This window comes from Fluviibacter sp., from assembly GCF_057744235.1.
The window spans coordinates 36457-53494 of the sequence record NZ_JBIJFP010000009.1; the positions used below are offsets into that span (position 1 = coordinate 36457).

General features: G+C 56.6%; 19 protein-coding genes. 15 read left to right on the forward strand and 4 right to left on the reverse strand.

Annotated elements, in window-relative coordinates:
- The first annotated feature begins 168 nt into the window (after positions 1-168).
- The gene (locus AC3GOJ_RS06355) at positions 169-690 is read left to right on the forward strand and encodes a low molecular weight protein-tyrosine-phosphatase (protein WP_488236629.1); all 522 of its coding nucleotides are present in this window, start codon (positions 169-171) and stop codon (positions 688-690) included.
- 76 nt (positions 691-766) lie between these two features.
- Here the strand turns inward: AC3GOJ_RS06355 and AC3GOJ_RS06360 are convergent, their stop codons facing one another.
- Positions 767-3454 carry an Rne/Rng family ribonuclease gene (locus tag AC3GOJ_RS06360; protein ID WP_488236630.1) on the reverse strand — a complete coding sequence of 896 codons (2688 nt, stop codon included), beginning with the start codon at positions 3452-3454 and terminating at the stop codon, positions 767-769.
- Between the two features lie 519 nt (positions 3455-3973).
- On the opposite strand from AC3GOJ_RS06360, the gene AC3GOJ_RS06365 reads away from it, so the two are divergent.
- Together AC3GOJ_RS06365 and AC3GOJ_RS06370 are read left to right on the forward strand one after the other, a co-directional pair.
- Positions 3974-4957 (forward strand): RluA family pseudouridine synthase, encoded by a 984-nt coding sequence (locus AC3GOJ_RS06365; protein WP_488236631.1) that lies wholly within the window; start codon positions 3974-3976, stop codon positions 4955-4957.
- An 8-nt stretch (positions 4958-4965) separates the two neighbouring features.
- Positions 4966-5625 (forward strand): HAD-IA family hydrolase, encoded by a 660-nt coding sequence (locus AC3GOJ_RS06370; RefSeq protein ID WP_488236632.1) that lies wholly within the window; start codon positions 4966-4968, stop codon positions 5623-5625.
- 7 nt (positions 5626-5632) lie between these two features.
- Here the strand turns inward: AC3GOJ_RS06370 and AC3GOJ_RS06375 are convergent, their stop codons facing one another.
- Together AC3GOJ_RS06375 and AC3GOJ_RS06380 are read right to left on the reverse strand one after the other, a co-directional pair.
- Positions 5633-6385 (reverse strand): SAM-dependent methyltransferase, encoded by a 753-nt coding sequence (locus AC3GOJ_RS06375; protein WP_488236633.1) that lies wholly within the window; start codon positions 6383-6385, stop codon positions 5633-5635.
- Complete coding sequence (locus tag AC3GOJ_RS06380; RefSeq protein WP_488236634.1) at positions 6382-7026, reverse strand: Maf family nucleotide pyrophosphatase; 645 nt, start codon at positions 7024-7026, stop codon at positions 6382-6384. Before AC3GOJ_RS06380 ends, AC3GOJ_RS06375 begins: the two co-directional genes overlap by 4 nt.
- A 27-nt stretch (positions 7027-7053) precedes the next feature.
- Here AC3GOJ_RS06380 and AC3GOJ_RS06385 point away from each other — a divergent pair, with 27 nt between their 5' ends.
- From AC3GOJ_RS06385 to AC3GOJ_RS06425, 9 genes are all read left to right on the forward strand, one after another.
- The gene (locus AC3GOJ_RS06385) at positions 7054-7662 is read left to right on the forward strand and encodes a YceD family protein (protein WP_488236635.1); all 609 of its coding nucleotides are present in this window, start codon (positions 7054-7056) and stop codon (positions 7660-7662) included.
- 22 nt (positions 7663-7684) lie between these two features.
- Entirely contained in the window at positions 7685-7864 is a 180-nt protein-coding gene (gene rpmF, locus AC3GOJ_RS06390) for a 50S ribosomal protein L32 (RefSeq protein ID WP_488236636.1), read from the forward strand.
- Positions 7865-7922: 58 nt separating this feature from the next.
- Positions 7923-8996 carry a phosphate acyltransferase PlsX gene (gene plsX, locus AC3GOJ_RS06395; RefSeq protein WP_488236637.1) on the forward strand — a complete coding sequence of 358 codons (1074 nt, stop codon included), beginning with the start codon at positions 7923-7925 and terminating at the stop codon, positions 8994-8996.
- On the forward strand, positions 8996-9970 hold the full coding sequence (locus AC3GOJ_RS06400; RefSeq protein WP_488236638.1) for a beta-ketoacyl-ACP synthase III: 975 nt from the start codon (positions 8996-8998) through the stop codon (positions 9968-9970). The genes plsX and AC3GOJ_RS06400 overlap by 1 nt, the downstream gene beginning before the upstream one ends.
- Positions 9971-9995: 25 nt before the next feature.
- Complete coding sequence (gene fabD, locus AC3GOJ_RS06405; RefSeq protein ID WP_488236639.1) at positions 9996-10922, forward strand: ACP S-malonyltransferase; 927 nt, start codon at positions 9996-9998, stop codon at positions 10920-10922.
- Between the two features lie 10 nt (positions 10923-10932).
- The gene (fabG, locus tag AC3GOJ_RS06410) at positions 10933-11673 is read left to right on the forward strand and encodes a 3-oxoacyl-ACP reductase FabG (protein WP_488236640.1); all 741 of its coding nucleotides are present in this window, start codon (positions 10933-10935) and stop codon (positions 11671-11673) included.
- A gap of 105 nt (positions 11674-11778) precedes the next feature.
- A complete protein-coding gene (acpP, locus tag AC3GOJ_RS06415) occupies positions 11779-12015 on the forward strand; it encodes an acyl carrier protein (RefSeq protein WP_448359518.1) in 237 nt (78 codons plus the stop codon).
- 96 nt (positions 12016-12111) lie between these two features.
- On the forward strand, positions 12112-13341 hold the full coding sequence (gene fabF / locus AC3GOJ_RS06420; protein WP_488236641.1) for a beta-ketoacyl-ACP synthase II: 1230 nt from the start codon (positions 12112-12114) through the stop codon (positions 13339-13341).
- Between the two features lie 260 nt (positions 13342-13601).
- Positions 13602-13829 carry a hypothetical protein gene (locus tag AC3GOJ_RS06425; RefSeq protein ID WP_488236642.1) on the forward strand — a complete coding sequence of 76 codons (228 nt, stop codon included), beginning with the start codon at positions 13602-13604 and terminating at the stop codon, positions 13827-13829.
- A gap of 42 nt (positions 13830-13871) precedes the next feature.
- Here the strand turns inward: AC3GOJ_RS06425 and nadB are convergent, their stop codons facing one another.
- The gene (gene nadB, locus AC3GOJ_RS06430; protein WP_488236643.1) at positions 13872-15491 is read right to left on the reverse strand and encodes an L-aspartate oxidase; all 1620 of its coding nucleotides are present in this window, start codon (positions 15489-15491) and stop codon (positions 13872-13874) included.
- A gap of 60 nt (positions 15492-15551) precedes the next feature.
- Here nadB and AC3GOJ_RS06435 point away from each other — a divergent pair, with 60 nt between their 5' ends.
- The 3 genes from AC3GOJ_RS06435 to AC3GOJ_RS06445 are packed head-to-tail and all read left to right on the forward strand — an operon-like array spanning position 15552 to position 17020.
- Positions 15552-16223: a sigma-70 family RNA polymerase sigma factor gene (locus AC3GOJ_RS06435; protein WP_488236644.1), complete on the forward strand. Its 672-nt coding sequence runs from the start codon at positions 15552-15554 to the stop codon at positions 16221-16223.
- A complete protein-coding gene (locus AC3GOJ_RS06440; protein WP_488236645.1) occupies positions 16220-16525 on the forward strand; it encodes a hypothetical protein in 306 nt (101 codons plus the stop codon). Before AC3GOJ_RS06435 ends, AC3GOJ_RS06440 begins: the two co-directional genes overlap by 4 nt.
- A gap of 21 nt (positions 16526-16546) precedes the next feature.
- On the forward strand, positions 16547-17020 hold the full coding sequence (locus AC3GOJ_RS06445; RefSeq protein ID WP_488236646.1) for a SoxR reducing system RseC family protein: 474 nt from the start codon (positions 16547-16549) through the stop codon (positions 17018-17020).
- Positions 17021-17038: the final 18 nt, after the last annotated feature.

The following is a 17038-nucleotide window of genomic DNA, read 5'->3' on the forward strand; positions in this document are numbered from 1 at the left end:
TGGTTCTATCGGTGCAATTCTTTCCTAATTATGGAACAATATATAAAAGAGTGTTTGCGAATGCCCATCAGAGGCAACAGCAGCGTGTCAAAGTTTGAGGAAGCCTGTAGCGCTTCATTACTTGTCAGGTTGCCGAATGAAAGGCAGACGTTCGGAAGGGGGAGACGAATGACCAGAGTATTGTTCGTGTGTATGGGAAATATCTGCAGGTCGCCGACCGCAGAGGCTGTTTTCAGAAGGCTGGCCGGTCAGCGTGGACTGCTGGGTGAGCTGGAAATTGATTCGGCGGGTACCCATGGTTACCACGTGGGTGAGTCTCCGGATGCGCGTACTCAGCGCGCGGCGGCCGAGCGCAAATACGATCTATCACTGATTCGTGCCCGTAAGGTAGCTCCGGAAGATCTGGAGTATTTTGATCTGGTGCTGGCCATGGATCGCAGCAATCTGGAATCGTTGCGCAAGCTCTGTCCGGCCAACCGTTTGCATCGGCTCAAGCTGTTTATGGGTTATGCGCGTCAATTTGATGATGACGAGGTGCCTGATCCGTACTACGGCCTTGCTCATGATTTTGACCTGGTGCTCGACATGATCGAAGATGCTGCAGAGGGTTTACTCGATAGCATTCTCCGTGAACGCGGTGAGCGTGAGCCAACGGCGAAGGCAGGGCGGGCCGGTCTGAAAGCAGGCTAGAGCAATTTCCTCGATGAAAAAAAACCGCGCATCGCTGCGCGGTTTTTTGTTGCCTGTTGTTGCAGGTTCTGACGATTTAGTCCTTGCGGGTTTCAACCATCTGCAGCGGTTCGTCTGTAATCACCGGCTTTGCGCGCGGTGCACGTGGTTTGCGCACCGGCTTTTCGGCCGGGGCTGCAGCCGTCGTTGCATGCTTGCTCGGATCCGTCTCAACCATCTGCAGACCAATCGCTTCTAGAGCAACAGGGCTCGGGGCGGTTGGCGCTGCAACCGGAGGCGGTGCTGCAACGACTGCAGCTACGGGCGCTTCAACAACCGGTACGGTATCGACTTTAACTACAGCGGCTTCAACAGCAACGGGTGCGGGTGTTTCAGCGACAGCGATCTGGGCCGGAGTCTCTGCCACCGGTTCTGCGGCTGGTGCTGGCGCAGGTACAGCCTGAACGGTCTCCATCACTGGCACCGGAACGGGTGCCGTATCAACGACCACGGCCATGTTTTCTGCGACTGTTACCGAAGCCTCGGCTGCTTCTACATTGCTGTCGGTAACGGTGTTCTGGCGGTCACCACGTTCACGACGACCGCCACGACGACCTCGGCGGCGACTATTGCCACCATTACCGGTGCCCTCAGCCTGGGCTTCCGTGTTGACGGTGCCGTCCAGTGCCGTAGCTTCAGTGACAGCTTCAACAGTAGTGTTTGGTGTTTCCGCGCTGTTGGCATTCCGGCTATCGCGACTACGACCACCACGACGACGGTTGTTACCCGTACCCTGGCTGGTCTGATTTTCGTCGCTGGTGGTGCCTTCGGCTTGTGTAGCGGCATTGCGCTCGCCACGGTTGCTGCGACGGCCTTCCTGGCCTTCGCCGCGCGGCGATCGTTCATTACGCTCACTACGACCCTGACGACCTTCGCCGTCCGCATTCTGACGACGGCCGTTGCCACGAGCCTGACGACCTTCGCCATCACCACTTTGACGGCGGCCATTACCACGGCCTTCGCGTGGTTCACGTGCTGCGCGCGGGCGAGCCGTTTCTACCGGTGGTTTTTTCTTAGTGTCACCACTCAACCAGCTGAACAGCTTGGAAATGAAACCGGATTTTTCTTCCGGCATGGGTTCCGGTGGCGTGGTCGATTCCATCGAGATTGGAGCCGGTTGTGCCGGTGCAATGTTGCGAATGGCCGCCTGCTGACGGTTCTGCTGCTTCTGCTGTTCGGCCGTGTACGCCGGTTGTTCGTTGATCGTCAGATCCACCATCTTGTAAGACGGTTCACGGACATCATCCTGATTCAGTTCGTCGTGACGCAGACGCTGGATCTGATGTGCTGGTGTTTCAAGGTGCTTGTTTGGCAGGATCAGGATGGTGATCTTGTGACGCAGCTCGATGGCCTGGATATCGGCACGCTTTTCATTGAGCAGGAAGGTGGCAACATCCACTGGAACCTGCGTATGAACGGCGGCCGTGTTTTCCTTCATCGCCTCTTCTTCGAGGATGCGCAGGATATGCAGGGCGGCCGATTCGGTCGAGCGGATATGGCCGGTACCGGTACAGCGCGGGCAGGTGATGTAAGACGTTTCTGCCAGAGCCGGACGCAGACGCTGGCGTGACAGTTCCAGCAGGCCGAAGCGGCTGATCTTGCTGGTCTGGACACGGGCGCGGTCATGGTGCAATGCGTCACGCAGGCGGTTTTCGACTTCGCGCTGATTGCGGGCGCTTTCCATGTCGATGAAATCGATAACGATCAGGCCGCCCAAGTCGCGCAGACGCAGCTGGCGGGCGATTTCATCGGCGGCTTCCAGGTTGGTCTTTAGCGCAGTTTCTTCGATGTCGCTACCCTTGGTCGAACGACCCGAGTTCACGTCAACGGATACCAGTGCTTCGGTATGGTCGATCACAATGGCGCCGCCGGCCGGTAGGTTTACCTGACGGGCGTAAGCCGATTCGATCTGGTGTTCGATCTGGAAGCGCGAGAAGAGGGGCACATCATCGCGATAACGTTTAACGCGATTGACGTTGTTCGGCATCACCTGGCTCATAAACGCCAGGGCTTGCTCATAGATATCATCGGTATCGATGAGGATTTCACCGATATCCGGCTGGAAGTAATCGCGGATTGCGCGAATGACCAGACTACCTTCCTGGAAGATCAGTAGCGGTGCCGTGTTGTCTTTGGCCACCGAATCAATGGCGGTCCATAGCTGCATCAGGTAGTTGAGATCCCATTGCAGTTCTTCGGCTGTGCGGCCGATAGCGGCGGTACGGGCGATCAGGCTCATGCCTTCCGGTACGGTCAGCTGGGCCATGGCATCGCGCAGTTCCGAGCGATCATCGCCTTCAACACGACGGGAGACGCCGCCGCCGCGCGGGTTGTTCGGCATCAGTACGAGATAACGACCAGCCAGAGACACGTAGGTCGTGAGGGCGGCGCCCTTGTTGCCACGTTCGTCTTTATCGACCTGAACGATGAGCTCCTGTCCTTCTTTCAGGGTCTCCTGCATCTTGGCGCGGCTGCCTTCGCCATTGGGGGCGTAGTATTCGCGGGCGATTTCCTTGAAGGGCAGAAAGCCGTGGCGGTCAGCACCGTAATTAACGAACACCGCTTCGAGCGACGGTTCGATACGGGTGATAACCCCTTTGTAAATGTTGCTCTTGCGTTGTTCCTTGGATGCGGACTCGATGTCGAGGTCGATGAGTTTCTGGCCTTCGACAATCGCGACGCGTAACTCTTCCGCTTGCGTCGCATTAAATAGCATGCGTTTCATGAATGGGTGCTCCAAAAGCACCGGCACACACAATCCCGTGGCAGGGTCAGAACTGCAATCGGTGGACGGGGCCGCGCGGCGTGCTCTCAGGGCGAGGCAGGGGATATCCTGTTGGATCCCAAGCCGGACGTACGGACAAGGTAGACCGATTAAGACCGGCAGGTCGGCGTCATCGCGAGATGGTTAACCTGCCGTTGCTGCATTCGGGACTGCAAACGCCGGGCGTATGTCAGTCGGTGACGGCTGCTTGTGTTCGTCTGGGCCAGTCGTCATAGCCCGGTTTGGCTGCACCGGATGGTCACGAATCACGAACGCGTGGATCGACGATCTCGGGTCGGAATCCGGGCAGATCGATCCGGCAAAAGCCTGAGAAGCGACCAGCTGGCAGCACAAACGTGTAGAGTATAAGGTATGTCACGCAGTAATAGAATGCCTTCGGGCCCAATCCGCAAAAAAACTTCCCCGGGCCATGGGGGCGTCTACGCAAGCCCCAATAAATCAACGGCTTATGCTGAATACTTGCCTCGAAAAAACACCGATGCGTCAACGGCAACCGTACAGCGGCGGATCATCGGGCAGGAAGAAGCTGGGCAACGTCTGGATAATTATCTGTTGCGACACCTGAAAGGGGTCCCCAAAAGTCGAATTTATCGTATTGTCCGTAGCGGTGAAGTGCGCATCAATGGCGGGCGATGTCAGCCAGATCAGCGCTTATTCGAAGGTGATGAGCTCCGCTTGCCACCGGTACGTCGGGATAATTTTTCCGAAGACAAGCCGCCAATCGCGCCGTTGATCGATTTGCCAGTCCTCTTTGAGGATGATGCGATTATCGCAGTCAATAAACCTTGCGGTATTGCCGTTCACGGCGGGAGTGGTCTGGCCTGGGGATTGATTGAGGCCTTGCGCGCCCAGCGTCCGGAAGCGCGGTTTCTGGAGTTGGCGCATCGACTGGATCGTGAAACCTCGGGGGTGCTACTGGTTGCCAAGAAGCGGGCGGCGCTGGTCGGTTTACACGACATGTTCCGTGAACAGCGCGGCGACAAACGTTACCTGGCGCTGGTGCCTGGCATCTGGAAAGAAAAGTCACTGCAAGTCACCCTGCCGCTCTACAAATATCTGACCCCGGAAGGGGAGCGCCGAGTACGTATTGCGAAAGGGCGGGATTTACAGAGTCCGGAGGTTAAACCGGCCGAAACGCATTTCCGTCTAAAACACCAGTATCCGGGTTACGCGCTTGTTGAGGCGCGCCTTAAAACCGGGCGGACGCATCAGATCCGCGTGCATCTGGCAGCCCTAGGGTACCCGATCGTTGGTGATGACAAGTATGGTGATTTTGCGTTGAATAAGTCGTTGACTACCAGTCGGCGTCTTGAACGCATGTTTCTGCATGCAGCCAGCATGCGTTGCAAGCACCCGGTCAGCGGGGAACCGCTGTCAGTAGAAGCCCCGTTGCCTGATGCACTGGCCGGTTTTTTGCAGGCCATTGAACCAAACAAATCCTGATAATCCAGATGAACAAACCACGCTATGATCTTGTTGTTTTTGACTGGGATGGCACGCTACTCGATTCGACCGCAGCCATTGTCCGTGCCATTCAGGCGGCGAGTCGGGATGTCGGCGCTGCCGAACCTAGCGATGAACGGGCCCGTTATGTGATCGGCATGGGCCTCGTTGATGCCCTCAAACATGCCGTGCCTGATTTGCCTGAAGCGCATTACGATGATCTGGTAAACGCGTACAGACGACATTATTTATCGGGCGACCATGAGCTGACCCTATTTGCCGGTGTGGAGCCTCTGTTGCAGCAGCTGCAGGCAGAGAACCGCTGGGTTGCCGTGGCTACCGGAAAGAGCCGCCTGGGATTGAATCGGGCGCTGGGACACAGTGGCCTGGGGCGCTATTTCGATACCACCAGAACGGCAGACGAAACGCGGAGCAAACCTCACCCACAGATGCTTGAAGAAATTATGGATCAGTTTGCGGTGCCGCCAGAGCGGACGCTGATGATCGGGGATACCACTCATGATTTGCTGATGGCTCGGAATGCCGGGGCGCATGGTCTGGCCGTGACCCATGGCGCGCACCCGCTGGATGCACTCCAGGCGTGTTCGCCTGTGGGCGTGGTTGGATCAATTCATGAAATGTCAAACTGGATTAAGTATAACGGCTAACCATCTGTTAACGTTTGAATAAAAAAACAGCAGGACGTTTGTCTAGCATGGGTGCTTCGCTGTTTTTCCAGGCACCAACAGATTGTGTTTTAAGGAATTGTTCCTGCTGCGTCAGATCAGCGGCAACGCAGAGTTGGGTGTCCGGTTTCAGGCTGTTTAGTAGACTCTGGAAAAAAATCCGGTTGCGGTAGGGGGTTTCAATGACGATTTGCGTTTGCTTCAGACGGCATGACGCTTCCTCGAGTCTGGCGATGCTCTGTTTGCGCGCTGCTTCATCCTGAGGCAGATAGCCATGAAAGGCAAAATGCTGCCCCCCCAGCCCGGAGCCCATTAGGGCCAGCAGGATCGAGGATGGTCCGATATGGGGGATAACGGGAATATGCTGCTGATGAGCATGTTGCACCAGTTCTGCACCCGGGTCGGCAACCGCTGGGCAACCGGCTTCAGAGAGCAGGCCGATGGCATGTCCGTGATGAATGGGGGCCAGAAGTGCCTCCCAATCAGCGGATTTAGCGGTTGATTTGCCCATTTTCCCGCGTCCGGGTAATTCACGGATCTCCAAATCCGCTATCGGCACGGGCATCTGGACGGTTTTGAGAAAAGCGCGGGCGCTTTTGGCGTTTTCCACGACGAAATGACGTAATTCTCGTGTTTTTTGTAGGACGGCTGCTGGCAGTGCGTGATTAGGGTCAGCGTCAGTGAGGTCAGAGAGTGGCACCGGAATCAGGTGCAGTCCCGGTAGGGGTTGCTGCATGCTCATACGGGTGTCGCCAGCAACGGGTTCAGGCCTGCCCGGCGCAGCAAGCGGCAAAGGGCAATTAGCGGAAGGCCAACGAGGGCCGTAGGGTCGTCACCGCTCAGGCGATCCAGCAAGGCAATCCCCAGCGCCTCTGATTTGGCAGAACCGGCGCAATCGTAGGCGGGTTCCCGAGTCAGATAGGCCTCGATTTCTTCAAGTGATAGTGTTCTGAACTCAACTTCGGTACTGACCAGTTCTTCGTGGACTTCCCCGCTGTGTGCGTCGTAAAGACAGAGCGCTGTTTCAAAAACCACCGTTTGGCCACTGAGTGTCTGCAGCTGCGCCACTGCTTTTTCATGGTTGCCGGGTTTGCCAAAGACACGGTCGCCCATAACGGCAACCTGATCGCTGCCGATAATCAGTGATTTTCTCTGGCTCTCAGGGAGCTGTTGGGCGACGGTCCTGGCTTTTTCACGGGCCAGTCGGCGTGCCGTGGCAGCAGGGTGTTCGCCGGGCAGGGGGGTTTCGTCAATATCGGGGCTGGTCACGCTAAAAGGCATGCCTAGTCGCTCCAGTAAGGCGCGACGATATGCGGAGCTGGAGCCCAGAATCAGGGGGCGGTGGTTGTTTTTAAGGGTGGGCGTGTCTTGGGGGAAGCTCATGTTTGGTGCGCTTTCAAAGGCTTGGCGATGAATATTGCAAGAAAACAGTCAACAATTTGGTCTGCCGATGGTATCATTCGCCGTTTTTCAACGGGACAGGTCTGGATGTTGTCTGCCGATTTGCCGGAAAGTTTTGACCCGAATGTCATAGCGCGCGAGAACTTCGCGCTCGTCTGTGATGTGCCGGTGTCCGCTTTCTCGCGGTTGGCAGAGATGCTGACCAGTCTGAATGGCGTGGTGCGCGTTACCCTGAAGGCCTCAATGAGTGCTGATCGGCGACCGGCAACGACGATCGGACTGGTGGCCACACTGGAACAATCCTGTCAGCGCTGCCTGCAGCCGGTGTCAGTGATCATCGATCACAAGCATACGGTAGAGTGGGTAGCGGATGAGGGCGAACTGGCCCGTCTGGATGCGCTTGATGACGAGTCTGCGGATCCGGACTGGGAGTTTCTGCCCATGCCTGTACCCCCTCGGGTAGAGACGCTGGCGCTGGTTGAGGATGAACTGATTCTCGCCCTACCCATCGTGCCGCTTCACGAGGTTTGTGCGCTGCCTAAGGCAGCCTCACAACAGGTGGATGATCATCCGTTTGCCGCGCTGGCCCAGCTTAAAACCGGCAATAACCTGCAGTAACGATTTAATCAGGAGTAACAACATGGCTGTTCAACAAAACAAAAAATCCCCATCGAAGCGTGGCATGCACCGCGCCCATGACGCGCTCACAAACCCGGCGCTGGCTATTGAGCCAACGACGGGTGAAGTTCACCGCCGTCACCACATCTCGCCGTCGGGTGTTTACCGCGGCAAGAAGGTCGTTAAGACGACTGACGCCTAATCGGGACAGGTCAGGGTTTTTTGCCTGACCACGAGTTGAACGTGAGCTTTGCACGGATATGACCGTCAAAATCGCGATTGACTGTATGGGTGGCGACCACGGACCTAAGGTCACGGTCGCTGCTGCGCTGGCTTTTGCCGCGGAGTTTCCGGATGCTGAACTTTCTCTGGTCGGTCATGCAGATCGCCTAGAGGAGCGGTTGCGCCGTGCAGCGCCGGATAAAGCGATTCGTGATCGTCTGACGGTCGTCCATGCCAGTGAAGTGGTAACGATGGATGATCCGCCGGCGTTGGCACTCCGCAATAAAAAGGATTCGTCCATGCGCGTTGCCATCAATCTGGTGAAATCCGGAGAGGTGGCTGCCTGCGTTTCTGCCGGCAATACTGGCGCCCTGATGGCTATTTCGCGCTTTGTGCTTAAGATGCTGCCCGGTATTGATCGCCCGGCCATCTGCACAGTGATTCCCACCATGACCGGCCAGACCCGTCTGTTGGATCTGGGGGCTAATGTCGACTGTACGGCAGAGCATCTGTTGCAGTTCGGCATCATGGGTTCTATTCTGACCAGTGCGGTTGAGCATATCGCCGCGCCGCGTGTTGGTCTGCTGAACATCGGCGAAGAAGACATCAAAGGTAATGAAGTGGTCAAACAGGCTGCCGAATTGCTGCGCGCTACTGACCTTAATTTTGTGGGCAATGTCGAAGGCGATGGCGTTTACAAGGGCGAAGCCGACGTGGTGGTTTGTGACGGCTTTGTCGGCAATGTGGCGCTGAAGGTTTCTGAAGGTCTGGCCCAGATGATGGGGCGCTTTCTTCGCGAAGAATTCGAGCGTAACCTTCTGACCCGCCTGATTGCCTTGCTGGCGCTGCCTGTGCTCAGTCGTTTCAAGAAGCGCCTGGATCATCGTCGCTATAACGGTGCCAGTCTGCTCGGCTTGAAAGGGACTGTGATCAAGAGCCATGGTTCTGCAGATGTGTTTGCTTACAGTCAGGCTATCAAGCGCGCTTATTACGAAGCTGAAAACGGTGTGATCGACAAGATCGCCCACCGTGTTTCCAGTTACACCGGTTTACAAACTGCAGCGTTGCTCAAGGAGCCCGTTAAGGGTGATCTGGCAACGGGAGATGCCTGATGGCACAAAGCATTTACGCCCAGCTCGCCGGTATCGGCAGTTATCTGCCGGGCGCACCGATCAGCAATGAGGCCCTGATTCAGGCCAAGGGTCTGGATTCCAGTGATGAATGGATCGTGTCACGCACCGGCATTGCATCGCGTCACCATGCTGCTGAAGGCGTCACTTCTAGCATGCTGGCCGAAGAGGCCTCGCGTCGCGCCCTGGCCGATGCCGGTATCGATGCGAAGGATCTGGATCTGATCATCGTTGCCACGTCTACGCCGGATATGATTTTTCCGAGCACGGCCTGTCTGCTGCAAGGCAAACTCGGTAATGTCGGCGCAACTTCGTTTGACGTGCAGGCGGTGTGTTCGGGTTTTGTTTATGCGCTGACCATCGCCGAGAAATTCATCCGTTCGGGGAGCCACAAAACGGCCCTGATCGTCGGGGCTGAAGTTTTTTCACGCATCATGGATTGGCAGGATCGTGGGACCTGTGTGCTGTTCGGTGATGGTGCTGGCGCTGTTGTGCTGAAAGCTAGTGATGCGCCAGGCATTATGGCCACCTCGCTACATGCCGATGGTTCGCAGTCAGACATTCTGAACGTGCCCGGCCAGGTCCATAGCGGCAAAGTGATCGGTGACCCATTCCTGCGCATGGATGGTCAGGCCGTGTTCAAATTCGCAGTGCGTGCCTTATCCGATAGCGCGATTGAATGCTGCGAGTCGGCCGGCGTCTCGGCAGAGCAGATCGATTGGCTCATTCCGCACCAGGCCAATGTGCGCATTATCGATGCGATTGGTAAGCGTTTATCGCTACCGACCGAGCGTGTCATCGTTACCGTTGCTCACCACGGTAATACCTCGGCGGCATCGGTGCCGCTGGCACTGGATGAAGCGGTCAAAGATGGTCGTGTGACGCGTGGTCAAACTTTAATGCTTCAGGGGGTTGGCGGTGGTTTTACCTGGGGTAGCGTGCTGCTCAAGTATTAATTAGAGATTTACTCGGAGATTATCCATGTCGTTCGCTTTCATATTTCCTGGGCAGGGTTCTCAATCGGTTGGCATGATGGCCGCTTACGGCGATTCGCCGGTGGTGCGCGCCACTTTTGATGAGGCCTCTACCGCATTGGGTGAAGACCTGTGGACGATGGTGGCCGAAGGCCCGGCCGAAAAGCTGGCGCTGACTGTGAACACCCAACCGATCATGCTGACAGCCGGTGTGGCAGTGTGGCGTCTCTGGGAAAGTCTGGGCGGTAAATCACCGGCCGTGCTTGCCGGTCATAGCCTGGGTGAGTATTCAGCGCTGGTCGCTGCCGGTGCGCTGAAGCTATCGGATGCGGTGCCCCTGGTGCGCTTGCGTGCGGCGGCCATGCAGGAGGCCGTGCCGGCCGGTACGGGTGCCATGGCCGCCATTCTGGGTCTGGATGATGATGGTATCGCTGCGGCCTGTGCCGAAGCGGCGCAGGGTGAAGTTGTCGAGCCGGTGAACTTCAACGCACCGGGTCAAACCGTTATTGCAGGTCACAAGGGTGCCGTTGAACGTGCCTGCGAAGCTTGTAAAGCGCGTGGTGCCAAACGTGCCGTGCTATTGCCGGTATCGGCACCATTCCATTCATCCCTGCTGAAGCCGGCGGCTGATCGTCTGGCCGTTGCCCTGGCCGACATTGCCGTGGCAACACCGGTGATTCCGGTGATTAATAACGTGGATGTGGCTATCGAAACTGATCCGGCCAAGATCAAAGATGCGCTCGTACGCCAGGCTGCCAAACCGGTACGCTGGGTCGAGATCATCCAGAAGATGGCCTCGATGGGCGTGGCCACCACCGCCGAGTGCGGTCCGGGCAAGGTTCTGGCCGGTCTGACCAAACGCTGTGCTGATGGCATTACCGGTGTGGCGCTGGCCGATTCAGAGTCGGTGAATGCCAATCTGTCTTTGAGCTAAGGAATTACATATGACCGCAACTGTTGCGCTTGTTACTGGTGCTTCGCGTGGCATCGGCCGTGCGATTGCCATGGAATTGACCCGTCAGGGCATGACGGTGGTTGGTACGGCCACCAGCGAATCGGGGGCTGCCAGTATTACCGAGGCCATCAAAGCAGCGGGTGGTGCAGGGTGGGGCGCTGCGCTGGATGTGCGTGATGCCGCCGGTGTGGATACGTTGCTTGCCGATATCGAAGCCAAAACCGGATCGGCTATTACCGTGCTGGTGAATAACGCCGGCATTACCCGCGATACCCTGGCCATGCGCATGAAAGACGAAGACTGGGATGATGTCCTGGATACCAACCTGAAGTCGGTATTCCGTATGTGCCGTTCAGTGATGCGCGGCATGATGAAGGCCCGTACCGGCCGTATCGTGAACATTACCTCGGTGGTCGGCCATGCCGGCAACCCCGGTCAGGCCAATTACTGTGCGGCCAAGGCTGGTGTGAGCGGTATGACGCGTTCCCTGGCCCGTGAGCTGGGTAGCCGCGGCATTACGGTGAACTGTGTGGCACCGGGCTTTATCGACACGGATATGACCAAGGCGCTGGATGATAATCAGAAGGCGATGCTGCTGGGCAACATCCCACTGGGACGCTTGGGCACGCCTGAAGATATTGCGGCGGCAGTCGCTTTCCTGGTATCGCCAGCGGCATCTTATGTGACTGGTAGTACCATCCACGTTAACGGTGGGATGTACCTGCCTTAATTATTTTTTGTTCTATTGCGCACGAAAACTTTGCGGTTGGCTGTGTTTTGGTAGAATAGAGTCTGTTTTTCCACCACCTCTAATAGAAGGGTAATAGGAGCTTCAATGGATAACATCGAACAGCGCGTCAAAAAGATCGTAGCCGAACAACTCGGCGTTAACGAAGCTGACGTCAAGAATGAATCTTCTTTCGTTGATGATCTGGGCGCAGATTCGCTGGATACGGTTGAACTCGTGATGGCACTCGAAGAGGAATTCGAATGCGAAATTCCGGATGAAGATGCCGAGAAGATCACCACGGTTCAGCAAGCCATCGACTACGTCAAGTCACATCAGAAGTAAGTCGTCGCTTGTTGCGTCAAACGCGGCCGACGCTGTTGTGTCGGCCGTATTTTTATCAGCCCGGGCTGTTGAACCCCGGAAAGTGAAGGAGTTGGCATGCGTCGTCGCGTCGTCGTCACAGGATTGGGCGTCATCAGCCCGGTAGGTAACACCGTTACGGAAGCATGGGATAACCTGCTTGCCGGTCGTAGTGGTATTACAGCCGTGACCCGTTTTGACGTCAGCACCTTTCCTACACGCATTGCTGGCGAGGTCAAAGGCTTTAATGTGGCAGATTATCTGCCTGCCAAAGACGCGCGACGCATGGATACCTTTATTCATTACGGCATGGCGGCTGGCATTCAGGCCGTTCGCGATGCTGGTCTGGGTGAAAACCCGGTAGATGCCGAACGCATTGGCGTCTGTATTGGCTCAGGTATCGGCGGTTTACCGCTGATCGAAGATACCAAAGCCACTTACGATGCGGCCGGTGTGCGCAAGATTTCCCCGTTTTTTGTGCCAGGTTCGATCATCAATATGATCTCCGGTAACCTGTCGATCATGTACGGTTTCAAGGGCCCGAACATTGCCCCGGTAACGGCCTGTACAACAGGTCTGCACGCCATTGGTCTGGCAAGTCGTATGATCGAATATGGTGATGCCGATGTGATGATCGCCGGTGGCGCTGAATCAACCATTTCGCCGTTGGGTCTTGGTGGCTTCTGTGCTGCCCGTGCACTCTCAGAGCGTAATGATGATCCGGCAACGGCCAGCCGTCCGTGGGACAAAGACCGTGATGGTTTCGTGCTGGGCGAAGGGGCTGGTGTGATGGTGCTCGAGGAATATGAACACGCCAAGGCGCGCGGTGCCAAGATTTATGCTGAGCTCAGCGGTTTCGGTATGAGCGGTGATGCCTATCACATGACTGCACCGGATACCGACGGCCCTAAGCGCAGTATGCAAGCTGCACTCAAGAATGCTGGTGTCAATACCGATAATGTCCAGTACCTCAATGCACACGGCACCTCAACACCATTGGGTGACAAGAACGAAACCGAAGCCATCAAACTGTTGTTTGGTGCCGATGCGAAGAAACTGGTAGTTAACTCAACCAAGTCGATGACGGGTCACCTGCTGGGTGGCGCCGGCGGTCTGGAGTCGGTGTTTACGGTGCTGGCCATTCATAACCAGATTTCGCCACCGACCATCAATATCTTCAATCAGGATCCGGAATGTGATCTGGATTACTGTGCCAACACAGCCCGTGAAATGAAGATTGATGTCGCGCTGAAGAATAACTTCGGCTTTGGCGGCACCAATGGTTCGTTGGTTTTCAAGCGCTTTTGACTTCAATGATGCGCCGGCTGCAAATCCGGCCCGTTGTTTCACGCCACCTTCGGGTGGCGTTGCTTTTGGTAGGCTTGCTGGCGATGGTAGGTCTGACGCAGACGAGTCTGAATGGTTGGCCGCTTCTGCTTGGCTCGGCCTTGTTGCTCGTAATTTTAGGCCATGCCTGGCGGCATCTGTATCATGCTGGGCGTCTGCCGGATCATTCTCTGTTGCTTTCCTTTCGACCCCTTAACCTTGATTTGCAAACGAAGGATGGTGTGCTACAGAGTCAACGCTGTGTTGCGTTGAGTGTCTATCGCTGTCTGATTGTGATGCAGTATCAATTGGCCGATCCTATCGGTGGTGTTGTGTCACGCTCGAATCGACGAACGTTGGTTTTGCTACCGGATAGTCTGCCTGGCTCGATGCCTGATGATTGGCGGCTGGTCCTGATCTGGGCCAAACAGATGCGCCGTCAGATCAGTTCAGGCAAAAGCAGCAAGTAGGTAATCGGTAAAGGCGAAAGGCGCGAAGTCGTCAAAGGTCGTTCAGCGCAAGCTTCGGCGGCGAAGCACCGTGTTTTTTGCGCGCTTCAGGGTGTCCGGGTAGTCGCGTGAGTAATGCAGCCCACGGCTTTCCTTGCGTTGTAGCGCCGAGCGAACAATCAGATCGGCGGTTTGCACCAGGTTACGTAATTCGAGTAGATCGTGACTGATTCTGAAGTTGGCGTAGAACTCGTCAATTTCCCGGGTCAGTAGACGAATACGGTGCTGGGCACGCAGCAGGCGCTTGGTTGTTCGAACAATCCCCACATAATCCCACATGAAACGACGTAGCTCGTCCCAGTTGTGGGAAATAACGATTTCTTCATCAGCATCGGTGACCCGGCTTTCGTCCCATGAGGGCAGCGCATCCGGGACGGGGTACGGGTTGCGGATCATGTCATCTGTCGCAGCCCGCGCGTACACCAGGCATTCGAGCAAGGAGTTGGAGGCGAGCCGGTTAGCGCCATGCAGACCGCTACAGGTGACTTCCCCCGCAGCATAGAGTCCTGCAAGGTCCGTGCGCCCATGCTGATCGATGAGCACGCCGCCACAGGTATAGTGGGCAGCCGGAACCACCGGAATCGGCTCTCTGGTGATGTCGATGCCGAGCTGACGGCAGCGCTCGTAAATCGTCGGAAAATGGGTGCGGATAAAGTCGGCTGGTTGATGCGAGATGTCCAGATACACGCAGTCTAGGCCGTGGCGCTTCATTTCGGCATCAATGGCCCGCGCGACGATATCGCGGGGAGCCAGTTCAGCCCGCGGATCATACTCGTCCATAAAACGGGTGCCATCCGGACGTTTGAGCAAGCCACCTTCACCGCGAACGGCTTCACTGATCAGAAACGACTTTTCCCGGGAGTGATAAAGGCAGGTTGGATGAAACTGAATGAATTCCATGTTGGCGATACGGCATCCCGCGCGCCATGCCATGGCAATGCCATCACCGGTTGATGTGTCAGGGTTGGTGGTATAGAGATAAACCTTGCCGGCACCACCGGTAGCGAGCAGCGTCTGCCCGGCGGCCATGGTTTTTACTTGGCCGCTCTGGCTATCTAGGATGTACGCCCCTAGGCAACGGTCTTTCTGGCCGAGTGACTGCCGCCCGGTTTTTCTGGCCGTAATCAGATCCACCACGATATGGTGTTCCATCACGGTGATCCGTGGATGGCTGCGAACCTGGGGGGTGAGGGTGTCCTGCACCGCAGCGCCTGTGGCGTCATCCACATGAATGACACGACGGTGGCTATGGCCGCCTTCCCGGGTCAGATGATAGCGACCTTCTTCGCGGGTAAATGGCACACCTCGGTCAATCAGCCATTGAATGGCTTCGGCCGCATGTTCGACCGCGAAGCGCGTAGCAACCGGATCGTTCAGATAGGCACCCGCAGTCAGGGTGTCGGCAATATGGTTTTCAACCGAGTCCGTGCTGTCCAGCACGGCCGCAATACCGCCCTGAGCCCAACCAGAGGCGGAATCGGTCAATCGACGTTTGCTGACCAGACCGACGGCCAACCCGGCATCCGCCAGGCATAAGGCGGCGCTTTGGCCGGCGAGGCCACTACCGATAATCAGTGCGTCAAAACGGAGTGACGGGGTTGTCTTTGGGGGATTCGGTTTCAACGTTATTTTCGGTGACTGGCACCGCCAAACTGGCAGAAAGGGCGCTCGCAACATAAACTAATGCTCATTCTACAAGGTTCAAACAGGAAGCAGACCATCAAACCGACTTTAAATTCCCCGCTCGTCCGTGCCACGGCTGATGTCCGTGGTAAGGAAGTGCAGAGCGAAGCCGAACTGGTCGCCGCGGCACAAGCCGGGGATCGTTTCGCTTTCGAGTGTCTGATGATGCCGTTACAAAGTCGCATGCTGCGCTGGCTGACACGATTGAGTGGCGATCGGGCGATCGCAGAAGAGATTCTGCAGGAATCCTTATTCAAAGCCTTTATTGCCCTATCAGGGTTTCGTGGTGAATCCAGTTTTTCAACCTGGTTATCGCATATCGCTCGAAACACCTATCGTGCCTGGCGTAAGGCGCAGGCGCTGCGGCCCGACCAAGTCGTTCTGGAGGAGGATACGGCGACCGCTGCCGATCAACTGACGGATTGGCCGATTCAGGCGGAGAGCCCGGAAACCCGGATCTGGCAGCAGGAACTGCAGGAGGCCCTGCATTCAGCCATGGCCGGTTTGCCAGAGGCCTGGCGCCAGGCACTGACTTTGCGTGAGGAAGAGGGCTTGAGTTATGACGACATCGCCCGCATACAGAAAGTACCACTTGGTACCGTGCGTTCGCGCATTCATCGTGCACGTGAATCGCTCGCCAAGACCCTGCATCACCTCATGGAGCCCGCATGAACCGAAAGCACCTGATGCCTGAGAAACGATATTCATTACCGCCGGTGTCTACGGAAGACGATGTACTCGCCACCGAAACAGAGAGCTGGCTCTCGGCTTTTATCGATGGTGAAGCAAACTTATCGGATCCTGAGATGACGAATGATGCCGTGACGGTCCGACGGTTGTATGCTTATCAACTGATCCGCGCCTCAATCCGGGGTCAGTCGATGACATCACATGCCGGGGAAACCGTGGTCTGGCATGAGCGTCGGTGTTTACAACTCTGGCAGCAGATCGATCAGCACGGCCAGGACGACTGAAATAGCGTAGGATTCGCATCTATGGCAGAACGTGAAGCACAAGTCATCGAAATCGTGACCCGACCCGGCACCGAGGCTCCCGGTCTGGTGCGTCTGGCTTTTGAAGTCAACAGCGGTTGCGGCCGTTGTCACGAAACCGGCGGCTGCGGAGGGGTCAGTATTGCCCAGCCTGTATGCAGCAAGCCAAAAACCCTCCTGGTGCCTGATCGAATGGGTCTGAGTCTCAACGACCGGGTGCTGGTCGAGGTCCCCGATGCCATGTTGAGTCGTGGCGCTACCCGGGCCTACCTAATTCCCTTATTGCTGCTGTTTGCCGGCAGCGTCTTGGGTGGCACGCTATTGCCTTCAGTTCTGCCACAGACCTGGCAGGTCACTGCGGATATCGGCGCCATGGCCGGTGCTGGTATCGGCCTGATCGTGGCATGGTGGCAGCTGCAGCGTAGCCAGCGTTCAGATACGATTCCTGTGCCGCATATTGTTCACCGTTTTCCCTGATTGACTGCCTACATATCA

What these genes read in the sequence shown, in the direction of transcription:
- fabD (WP_488236639.1), top strand. Translation starts at nt 9,996, where the DNA reads ATGTCGTTCGCTTTCATATTTCCTGGGCAGGGTTCTCAATCGGTTGGC.
- AC3GOJ_RS06435 (WP_488236644.1), top strand. Translation starts at nt 15,552, where the DNA reads ATGCTCATTCTACAAGGTTCAAACAGGAAGCAGACCATCAAACCGACT.
- AC3GOJ_RS06375 (WP_488236633.1), bottom strand. Translation starts at nt 6,385, where the DNA reads ATGAGCATGCAGCAACCCCTACCGGGACTGCACCTGATTCCGGTGCCA.
- AC3GOJ_RS06370 (WP_488236632.1), top strand. Translation starts at nt 4,966, where the DNA reads ATGAACAAACCACGCTATGATCTTGTTGTTTTTGACTGGGATGGCACG.
- AC3GOJ_RS06445 (WP_488236646.1), top strand. Translation starts at nt 16,547, where the DNA reads ATGGCAGAACGTGAAGCACAAGTCATCGAAATCGTGACCCGACCCGGC.
- AC3GOJ_RS06400 (WP_488236638.1), top strand. Translation starts at nt 8,996, where the DNA reads ATGGCACAAAGCATTTACGCCCAGCTCGCCGGTATCGGCAGTTATCTG.
- AC3GOJ_RS06385 (WP_488236635.1), top strand. Translation starts at nt 7,054, where the DNA reads ATGAATATTGCAAGAAAACAGTCAACAATTTGGTCTGCCGATGGTATC.
- fabF (WP_488236641.1), top strand. Translation starts at nt 12,112, where the DNA reads ATGCGTCGTCGCGTCGTCGTCACAGGATTGGGCGTCATCAGCCCGGTA.
- AC3GOJ_RS06355 (WP_488236629.1), top strand. Translation starts at nt 169, where the DNA reads ATGACCAGAGTATTGTTCGTGTGTATGGGAAATATCTGCAGGTCGCCG.
- AC3GOJ_RS06440 (WP_488236645.1), top strand. Translation starts at nt 16,220, where the DNA reads ATGAACCGAAAGCACCTGATGCCTGAGAAACGATATTCATTACCGCCG.
- acpP (WP_448359518.1), top strand. Translation starts at nt 11,779, where the DNA reads ATGGATAACATCGAACAGCGCGTCAAAAAGATCGTAGCCGAACAACTC.
- AC3GOJ_RS06360 (WP_488236630.1), bottom strand. Translation starts at nt 3,454, where the DNA reads ATGAAACGCATGCTATTTAATGCGACGCAAGCGGAAGAGTTACGCGTC.
- rpmF (WP_488236636.1), top strand. Translation starts at nt 7,685, where the DNA reads ATGGCTGTTCAACAAAACAAAAAATCCCCATCGAAGCGTGGCATGCAC.
- fabG (WP_488236640.1), top strand. Translation starts at nt 10,933, where the DNA reads ATGACCGCAACTGTTGCGCTTGTTACTGGTGCTTCGCGTGGCATCGGC.
- plsX (WP_488236637.1), top strand. Translation starts at nt 7,923, where the DNA reads ATGACCGTCAAAATCGCGATTGACTGTATGGGTGGCGACCACGGACCT.
- AC3GOJ_RS06380 (WP_488236634.1), bottom strand. Translation starts at nt 7,026, where the DNA reads ATGAGCTTCCCCCAAGACACGCCCACCCTTAAAAACAACCACCGCCCC.